Source organism: Variovorax sp. P2_H12 (genome assembly GCF_056403395.1).
In genome coordinates this window covers 21966-29623 of sequence record NZ_JBFUFO010000061.1, presented here as the reverse complement: position 1 = coordinate 29623, position 7658 = coordinate 21966, and the positions used below count along the sequence as shown (strand labels likewise).

Genomic DNA, 7658 nt, shown 5'->3' with positions numbered 1-7658 from the left:
GTCGTAGGCCTTCGCTTCGCCGCCGAACTTGGCCGACAGCACAGTGGCGATCGCCGCCGTCAGCGTCGTCTTGCCATGGTCCACGTGACCGATCGTGCCCACGTTGACGTGCGGCTTCGTGCGGGTGAATTTTCCTTTTGCCATTTTCTCGACTCCGAAAAATAACTAGATCAACACACTGACATGGGGTTGCAACCGGCCGGCTGCAACCCCAAAACTGGTGCCCATTGCGGGAATCGGACCCGCGACCTCTCCCTTACCAAGGGAGTGCTCTACCACTGAGCCAAATGGGCAATATCAAAAATTCTGCAAAACCTGCGCTTCACGCCGACCTGAACCTCTGGAGCGGGAGACGGGAATCGAACCCGCGTCATTAGCTTGGAAGGCTAGGGTTCTACCATTGAACTACTCCCGCATCGTGGCACCCACCCTCGATCGGGAGACACCGCAACAGCCACAGTCAAGCGCTCTGCAAAAATCCATTCATCGCTGGTGGAGAGGGCTGGATTCGAACCAGCGTACTCGTAAGAGGGCAGATTTACAGTCTGCTGCCATTAACCACTCGGCCACCTCTCCGGCGAACCTCGGAATATAGCACGGTTTTGGGGAGCCACGTCGATGACAGCCCGCCCACGCCGCCCGCGTTCCGAGAGCCCTCGATTCTCGCACGAAATTCAGGCGCCTTCCTGGTGCGATGTCGAAGATCCTGCTTCCCGCCAGGCGCGCGCCTCGCCGAAATGACCGCAGCCGATGAATGGCAGGGGCGGCCTGAGGGCCGACAACGGCGACGGATGATTGGCGACCAGTACTTTGTGACGATTCGTATCGATCAGCGCCCGCTTGCTCTGCGCGTGCGCGCCCCAGAGCATGAAGAGCACCGGCTGCGGCCGGCTGGCCACGTGGCGGATCACCGTGTCTGTCAGCACCTCCCAGCCGCGCCCCGAATGGCTGGCGGCCTGGCCCTCTTCCACCGTGAGGCAGGTGTTGAGCAGCAGCACGCCTTGCCTGGCCCAATCCACCAGGCTGCCGCCGGGGCTCGGGAATGCCGGCGGCCGCGTGCCGAGGTCACGCTCCAGTTCCTTGAAGATGTTGCGCAGCGAGGGCGGCAGCGGCACGCCCGGCGCCACCGAGAACGCAAGGCCTTCGGCCTGGCCGCGGCCGTGGTACGGGTCCTGGCCCAGGATCACGACGCGGACCTCCTCGGGCGGCGTCAGCTCGAGGGCGCGCAGCGGCCGCGGCGGGAAGACCACGGCACCGGCGTCCAGCCGCTCGCGCAGGTAGCCGAGCAGCTTCTCACCGGCGGGGCTGGCGAAGAACTCGTCGACCAGCGGCCGCCAGCCCGCGGCGACCGGCCAGTCGGCCGGGTCCGCCGTCGCGAGTTGATCGGCAGCGCTCATCGAAGCTCTCGCGTGCGGCGCTTCGCTCATCGGAACAGTTCGGCGAGCGCCTCGCCCGGCTCGGCGGCCCGCATGAAGGTCTCGCCGACCAGGAAGGCGTGCACACCCGCCGCGCGCAGCTTCGCGACCTCCTCGCGCGTCGCGATACCCGACTCGGTCACCAGCAGGCGATCTGAGGGCACCTTCGGGAGCAGGTCGAGCGTGGTCTGCACCGACACCTCGAAGGTGCGCAGGTTGCGGTTGTTGACGCCGATGAGTGGCGTGCGCAGCTTCAAGGCACGGTCGAGCTCGGCGCCGTCGTGCACCTCGACCAGGACCGCCATGCCGAGCCCGGCGGCGATGGCCTCGTAGTCGCGCATCTGGGCGTCGTCGAGGCAGGAGACGATCAGCAGGATCGCGTCGGCGCCCATCGCGCGCGACTCGTAGACCTGGTAGGGGTCGACGATGAAATCCTTGCGCAGCACCGGCAGCTCGCACGAGGCGCGCGCCTGCTTCAGGTAGTCGACGCCGCCCTGGAAGAACTGGCGGTCGGTCAGCACCGAGAGGCAGGCGGCGCTGACCTGGCCGTCGCCCTCGGCGTAGCTCTGCGCGATGTCGGCCGGAATGAAGTCGGCGCGCAGCACGCCCTTGCTCGGGCTGGCCTTCTTGACCTCGGCAATCACGGCGGCCGCGCCGGCCGCGATCTTGGCGCGCAGGGCGCCCACGAAATCACGTGTCAGCACGCGGCTCTCGGCATCGAAGCGGACCGCTTCGAGCGGGCTCTTCTTCTTCGCCGCGGCGATTTCCTCGCGCTTGACGGCGACGATCTTCTCGAGGGTGTTCGACATGGTTCTTCCTCAAGCCGCTGCGGTGGCAGCGGCGAACTCGGCCAGTTTGGCCTTGGCTGCGCCGGAATCGAGCGCGGCGCGCGCCCGCTCCACGCCGGCGGCGATCGATGCGCTGACGTTCGCGGCATAGAGCGCGGCGCCGGCGTTCAGCACCACGATGTCGCGCGCCGGGCCGGGCTGGTTGTCGAGCACGTCGAGCAGCATCGCCTTCGATTGCTCGGGCGTCTCCACGCGCAGGCTGCGGTTGCTCGACATCGAGAAGCCGAAATCTTCCGGGTGCAGCTCGTACTCGCGCACCTCGCCGTCCTTGAGCTCGCCGACCATGGTGGCGGCGCCGAGCGAGATCTCGTCCATGCCGTCGCGGCCGTAGACCACCAGCGCGTGCTCGGCGCCCAGGCGCTGCAGCGCGCGCACCTGGATGCCGACCAGGTCGGCGTGGAACACGCCCATCAGGATGTTCGGCGCACCGGCCGGATTGGTGAGCGGCCCCAGGATGTTGAAGATGGTCTTGATGCCGAGCTCCTTGCGCACCGGCGCGACGTTCTTCATCGCCGGGTGGTGGTTCGGCGCGAACATGAAGCCGATGCCGACGTCGGCGATGCACTTGGCGATCTGATCCGGCGTCAGGTTGATGTTGACGCCCAGCGACTCGAGCACGTCGGCGCTGCCGGACTTGCTGCTGACGCTGCGCCCGCCGTGCTTGCTGACCTTGGCGCCGGCCGCCGCGGCGACGAACATGGAGCAGGTCGAGATGTTGAAGGTATGCGAGCCGTCGCCACCGGTGCCGACGATGTCGACCAGGTTCGTGGTGTCGACCACCGGCACCTTGGTCGAGACCTCTCGCATCACCTGGGCGGCGGCAGTGATCTCGCCGATGGTTTCCTTCTTGACGCGCAGGCCGGTGATGAGCGCCGCCATCATCACGGGCGAGCACTCGCCGCTCATGATGAGGCGCACGATGTGCAGCATCTCGTCGTGGAACACCTCGCGGTGCTCGATGGTGCGCTGCAGGGCTTCCTGGGGGGTGATGGGCATGGTGATGTCTCCTTCGATTCAGTGAGTCGTTGCTGCCGGGTGGTCGGACAGCGCGAGCCGGAGGCCGAAGCCGATGAACAGCACGCCGGCGCCGCGCTGCAGCCAGTGCATGCCGCGCTGCACCACGCCGACGCGGCGCGCGGTCCAGCCGGCCGCGAGCGCCCAGGCCACGTTGACGAAAATCGCGTTGAAGTTGAACAGCACGCCGAGCAGGAAGAAGGCCAGCGCCTTGTGCTCGGTGCCCGGCGCGATGAACTGCGGCACGAAGGCCAGGAAGAACAGCGCCACCTTGGGGTTCAGTGCGTTGGTCCAGAAGCCGCCGAGAAACACGCTCCGGGCGCCGGCCGGCACCGCCGCAACCGGCAGCGGTGCGGTCGTGGAAGGCCGGGAGAACAGCATTCGCACACCGACCCACAGCAGGTAGGCCGCACCGACCCACTTGAGCACGGTGAAGGCGGTGCTGGAGGCGGCCATCAGCGCGCTCAGGCCCAGCGCGGCGGCTGCGATGTGGACGAAGCAGCCGGCGGTGATGCCGAAACCGGCGAGGATGCCGGCGCGCACGCCCGAGCGCAGCGAATGGCTCACGACGTACAGCACGTCGGGCCCCGGCGTGAGGTTCAGCAGCAGCCCGGCGGCGACGAACAGCAGCAGCGAATGGGCATCAGGCACGGAAGAAGCTCCGGATCGCGCCGATGGCGCGGTCGATGCCGGCCGCGTCGACATCGAGATGGGTGGCGAAGCGCAGCCGGTACAGGCCGGTGGCGAGCACACCCTGCGCCTTCAGGTGCGCCAGCAGTTCGCCGGAGCGCGATCGCGCCGCGCCCGTCAGGTCGACGAACAGCAGATTGGTCTGCGGCGCCTCGACCTGAAGCTCGGGGAGGCCTGCGAGGCCGTCCGCCAGCCGGCGCGCCAGCGCATGGTCGTCGGCCAGGCGGTCGACGTGATGGTCGAGCGCATAGGACGCGGCGGCGGCCAGCAGGCCGGCCTGGCGCATGCCGCCGCCGGCCATCTTGCGGATGCGGTGGGCGCGCGCGATGAACTCGCGCGAGCCGCACAGCGCCGAACCCACGGGCGCGCCAAGACCCTTGCTGAAGCAGACCGAGACGCTGTCGAAGCAACCCGCGATGCGGCGCGCTTCGGCGCGGACGTCGGTGCCGAGCGCCGCCGCCTGGGCGGTCGCGGCGTTGAAGAGCCGGGCGCCATCGAGGTGGCGCGCCAGCCCCTTGCGCTGCGCGAGCTGCGTGGCCTGCTCCACGTAGCCGAAGGGCAGCAGCTTGCCGCCCAGCGTGTTCTCGAGCGCCAGCAGCCGGGTGCGCGCGAAATGCGCGTCGTCGGGCTTGATCGCGGCCTCGATCTCGTCGAGCGCGAGCGTGCCATCCGGCTGGTGGTTCAGGGGCTGCGGCTGCACGCTGCCGAACACCGCCGCGCCGCCGCCTTCCCAGCGGTAGCAGTGCGCCTGCTGGCCGACGATGTACTCGTCGCCGCGCTGGCAATGCGAAAGGATCGCGCAGAGGTTGCTCTGCGTGCCGGTGGGCACGAACAGCGCCGCCTCGAAACCCAGCAGCTCGGCGATCTGCCGCTGCAGCGCGTTGACGCTCGGGTCGTCGGCGAACACGTCGTCGCCGAGCGGCGCCGCCAGCATGGCCGCGCGCATGGCTTCGGTCGGCTGGGTGACGGTGTCGCTGCGCAGGTCGACCATGGACGGTGAAGACAGACTGCTCATGGCGCTCATTCCAGGAAGTTGCGGAGCATCGCGTGGCCGTGCTCCGTGAGGATCGATTCGGGATGGAATTGCACGCCCTCGATGCGCACATCGTGCGCAAAGCCGGTGTGCCGCACGCCCATGATCTCGCCGTCGTCGGTCCAGGCGGTGAGCGCCAGCGCCTGCGGGCAGGATTCGCGCTCGATCGCCAGCGAGTGATAGCGGTTGACGCTGAACTTCTCGGGCAGGCCCGCGAAGACGCCCTCGCGCGTGGTCGTGATCTCGCTGGTCTTGCCGTGCATCAACTGCTGTGCGCGGATGATCCTGCCGCCGAAGGCGGCGCCGATCGCCTGGTGCCCGAGGCAGACGCCGAGGATCGGCAGCCGGCCGGCGAAGGCCTGGATCGCCGCCACGGAGACGCCGGCTTCGGCCGGCGAGCACGGGCCCGGCGAGATCACCAGCCGGCCGATGCCGCTGCCGATTCGCTCCTGCAGGCCCTCGAGCGTAATCTCGTCGTTGCGATGCACCTCGACCTCGGCACCGAGCTCGCCGAAATACTGCACCAGGTTGTAGGTGAAGCTGTCGTAGTTGTCGATCATCAGGAGCTTCATGGCTTGACTCCGATCCGGTGCACGCCCTTGACCACGGGGAACACGTTGAAGTTGATCAGCAAACCCAGGCGCAGCCCCGAGAGACGCACGGCGGCCTGGGCCTGCACGCGGTGCAGGTCGGTCAGCGCGTCGACCGCCTTCACCTCGACCACCACCGACTGCTCGACCACGAAGGCGGCGCGGCAGACCTCGCCGAGCGCGCGGCCCTTGTAGCTGGCCGAGACCGGCACGTCGCGCACGAAGCCGATCTCGCGCTCGGCCAGTTCGATCGCCAGCGCGGCCGCGTAAACCTCTTCGGGCAGGCCGGTGCCGAGCACGCGCTGCACCTCGACCGCGGCGCCGATGATCTCGTGCGAGAAGTCGTTGTTCTGGTTGTCTTCGTTCATCACTCGAGCCCCTCCTCGACCAGTTCGGCCGCGCGCAGCAGCGCCCGCGCCTTGGCCTCGGTCTCTTTCCATTCCAGTTCCGGCACCGAGTCGGCGACCACGCCGGCCGCGGCCTGCACGTGCAGCATCTGGTCCTTCACGATGCCGGTGCGGATCGCGATCGCGACGTCCATGTCGCCGGCGTAGCTGATGTAGCCGCAGGCGCCGCCGTAGAGGCCGCGCTTGGTCGGCTCGAGCTGGTCGATCAGCTCCATCGCATGCACCTTGGGTGCGCCCGTGAGCGTGCCGGCCGGGAAGGTGGCCTTGAGCACGTCGATCGCGGTCATCCCGTCCTTCAAGGTGCCTTCGACGTTGCTCACGATGTGCATCACGTGGCTGTAGCGCTCGACCGCGAAGGCCTCCGTCACCTTCACGGTGCCGGTCTTGGCGATGCGCCCGATGTCGTTGCGCGCCAGGTCGATCAGCATCACGTGCTCGGCGCGTTCCTTGGGGTCGTTGATGAGCTCGACCTCGGCCGCGCGGTCGAGTTCGGGCGAGGCGCCGCGCGGCCGGGTGCCGGCCAGCGGGCGGATCGTGATCTTCTGCTCGCCCTCGCCGGTGTGTTCCTGCCGCACCAGGATCTCGGGCGAGGCGCCGACCACGTGGAAATCGCCCAGGTGGTAGTAGTACATGTAGGGCGAGGGATTGAGCGAACGCAGCGCCCGGTAGAGTGACAGCGGCGACTCGGTGTAGCGCTTGCTGATGCGCTGGCCGACCTGCACCTGCATGAAGTCGCCGGCCGCGATCAGTTCCTTGGCCCGCTCGACCGCGGCCAGGTAGTCGGCCTTGGCGAAGCTGCGCTGCGCCGGGTGCGCCTGGCTCGGCCTCACCTGCGGCGCGCTGACCGAGTACTTGAGCTGGTCGCGCAGTTCGCGCAGGCGCCGCTTGGCGTTGGCATAGGCCTCGGGCTGGCCCGGGTCGGCATAGACGATCAGGTAGAGCTTGCCCGAGAGGTTGTCGATCACCGCCAGTTCCTCGCACTGGAGCAGCAGGATGTCGGGGCAGCCCAGGGTGTCGGGCGGGCAGCTTTTCTCTAGCTTCTTCTCGATGTGGCGCACCGTGTCGTAGCCGAAGTAGCCGGCCAGGCCGCCGCAGAAGCGCGGCAGGCCCGGCCGCAGGGCGACCTTGAAGCGCTGTTGGTAAGCCGCCACGAAATCGAGCGGATTGCCCTGGGCTTTTTCCACGACTTTGCCGTCTGTGACGACCTCGGTCAGCGCGTCGGCACCGAAGCCGCTGGCCCGCAGCAGCGTGCGCGCGGGCAGGCCGATGAAGCTGTAGCGGCCGAAGCGTTCGCCGCCGACCACCGATTCGAGCAGGAAGCTGTGCTTGCCGCTGTCCTTGGTGTAGGCCAGCTTGAGATAGAGGGACAGGGGCGTTTCGAGGTCGGCAAAGGCCTCGACCATCAGCGGAATGCGGTTGTAGCCCTGCGCGCTGAGGCTTTTGAATTCGAGTTCAGTGATCACGGGTGGGGTCTCCGTCGGCCAGCGGACGCTTCAGGGTCGCTGGCGGGGTCATTCAGGGTTGGCCGGTTCAGGTCGACTGAAGGCCGCGGGCGCACGGCGTGCGCCGTGCAATCAAACAGGCAACGACGATGGCGTGCGCCAAGGCCAGGCTCCCCGGCTGCCTTGACCTGTCTGAGTGACGTGATGAATGAACATGGA

The 7658-nt window shown here is 68.0% G+C and carries 9 protein-coding genes and 3 tRNA genes; all 12 read right to left on the bottom strand.

Annotation, left to right across the window (positions count from 1 at the left end; genetic code table 11):
* On the bottom strand, positions 1 to 144 hold a 144-nt coding region (locus AC1DYK_RS32740), incomplete at its 3' end, for a GTP-binding protein (RefSeq protein ID WP_341888899.1).
* Positions 145 to 218: 74 nt separating this feature from the next.
* A tRNA-Thr gene (locus tag AC1DYK_RS32735) sits at positions 219 to 293 on the bottom strand.
* A 48-nt stretch (positions 294 to 341) separates the two neighbouring features.
* A tRNA-Gly gene (locus AC1DYK_RS32730) sits at positions 342 to 415 on the bottom strand.
* A 75-nt stretch (positions 416 to 490) separates the two neighbouring features.
* A tRNA-Tyr gene (locus tag AC1DYK_RS32725) sits at positions 491 to 576 on the bottom strand.
* 98 nt (positions 577 to 674) lie between these two features.
* Positions 675 to 1397 carry a uracil-DNA glycosylase gene (locus tag AC1DYK_RS32720; protein WP_478170088.1) on the bottom strand — a complete coding sequence of 241 codons (723 nt, stop codon included), beginning with the start codon at positions 1395 to 1397 and terminating at the stop codon, positions 675 to 677.
* Positions 1398 to 1423: 26 nt separating this feature from the next.
* Positions 1424 to 2224 (bottom strand): indole-3-glycerol phosphate synthase TrpC, encoded by an 801-nt coding sequence (trpC, locus tag AC1DYK_RS32715; protein WP_478158696.1) that lies wholly within the window; start codon positions 2222 to 2224, stop codon positions 1424 to 1426.
* 9 nt (positions 2225 to 2233) lie between these two features.
* Positions 2234 to 3259 carry an anthranilate phosphoribosyltransferase gene (gene trpD, locus AC1DYK_RS32710; protein ID WP_478170087.1) on the bottom strand — a complete coding sequence of 342 codons (1026 nt, stop codon included), beginning with the start codon at positions 3257 to 3259 and terminating at the stop codon, positions 2234 to 2236.
* A gap of 18 nt (positions 3260 to 3277) precedes the next feature.
* Positions 3278 to 3928: a LysE family translocator gene (locus tag AC1DYK_RS32705; RefSeq protein ID WP_478170086.1), complete on the bottom strand. Its 651-nt coding sequence runs from the start codon at positions 3926 to 3928 to the stop codon at positions 3278 to 3280.
* Positions 3921 to 4982 carry a low-specificity L-threonine aldolase gene (gene ltaE / locus AC1DYK_RS32700; RefSeq protein ID WP_478170085.1) on the bottom strand — a complete coding sequence of 354 codons (1062 nt, stop codon included), beginning with the start codon at positions 4980 to 4982 and terminating at the stop codon, positions 3921 to 3923. Before ltaE ends, AC1DYK_RS32705 begins: the two co-directional genes overlap by 8 nt.
* Positions 4983 to 4987: 5 nt before the next feature.
* Complete coding sequence (locus AC1DYK_RS32695; protein WP_478092617.1) at positions 4988 to 5572, bottom strand: anthranilate synthase component II; 585 nt, start codon at positions 5570 to 5572, stop codon at positions 4988 to 4990.
* On the bottom strand, positions 5569 to 5958 hold the full coding sequence (locus tag AC1DYK_RS32690) for a GxxExxY protein (protein ID WP_478092615.1): 390 nt from the start codon (positions 5956 to 5958) through the stop codon (positions 5569 to 5571). The genes AC1DYK_RS32695 and AC1DYK_RS32690 overlap by 4 nt, the downstream gene beginning before the upstream one ends.
* Positions 5958 to 7460 (bottom strand): anthranilate synthase component I, encoded by a 1503-nt coding sequence (gene trpE / locus AC1DYK_RS32685; RefSeq protein ID WP_478170084.1) that lies wholly within the window; start codon positions 7458 to 7460, stop codon positions 5958 to 5960. Before trpE ends, AC1DYK_RS32690 begins: the two co-directional genes overlap by 1 nt.
* Positions 7461 to 7658 lie beyond the last annotated feature (198 nt).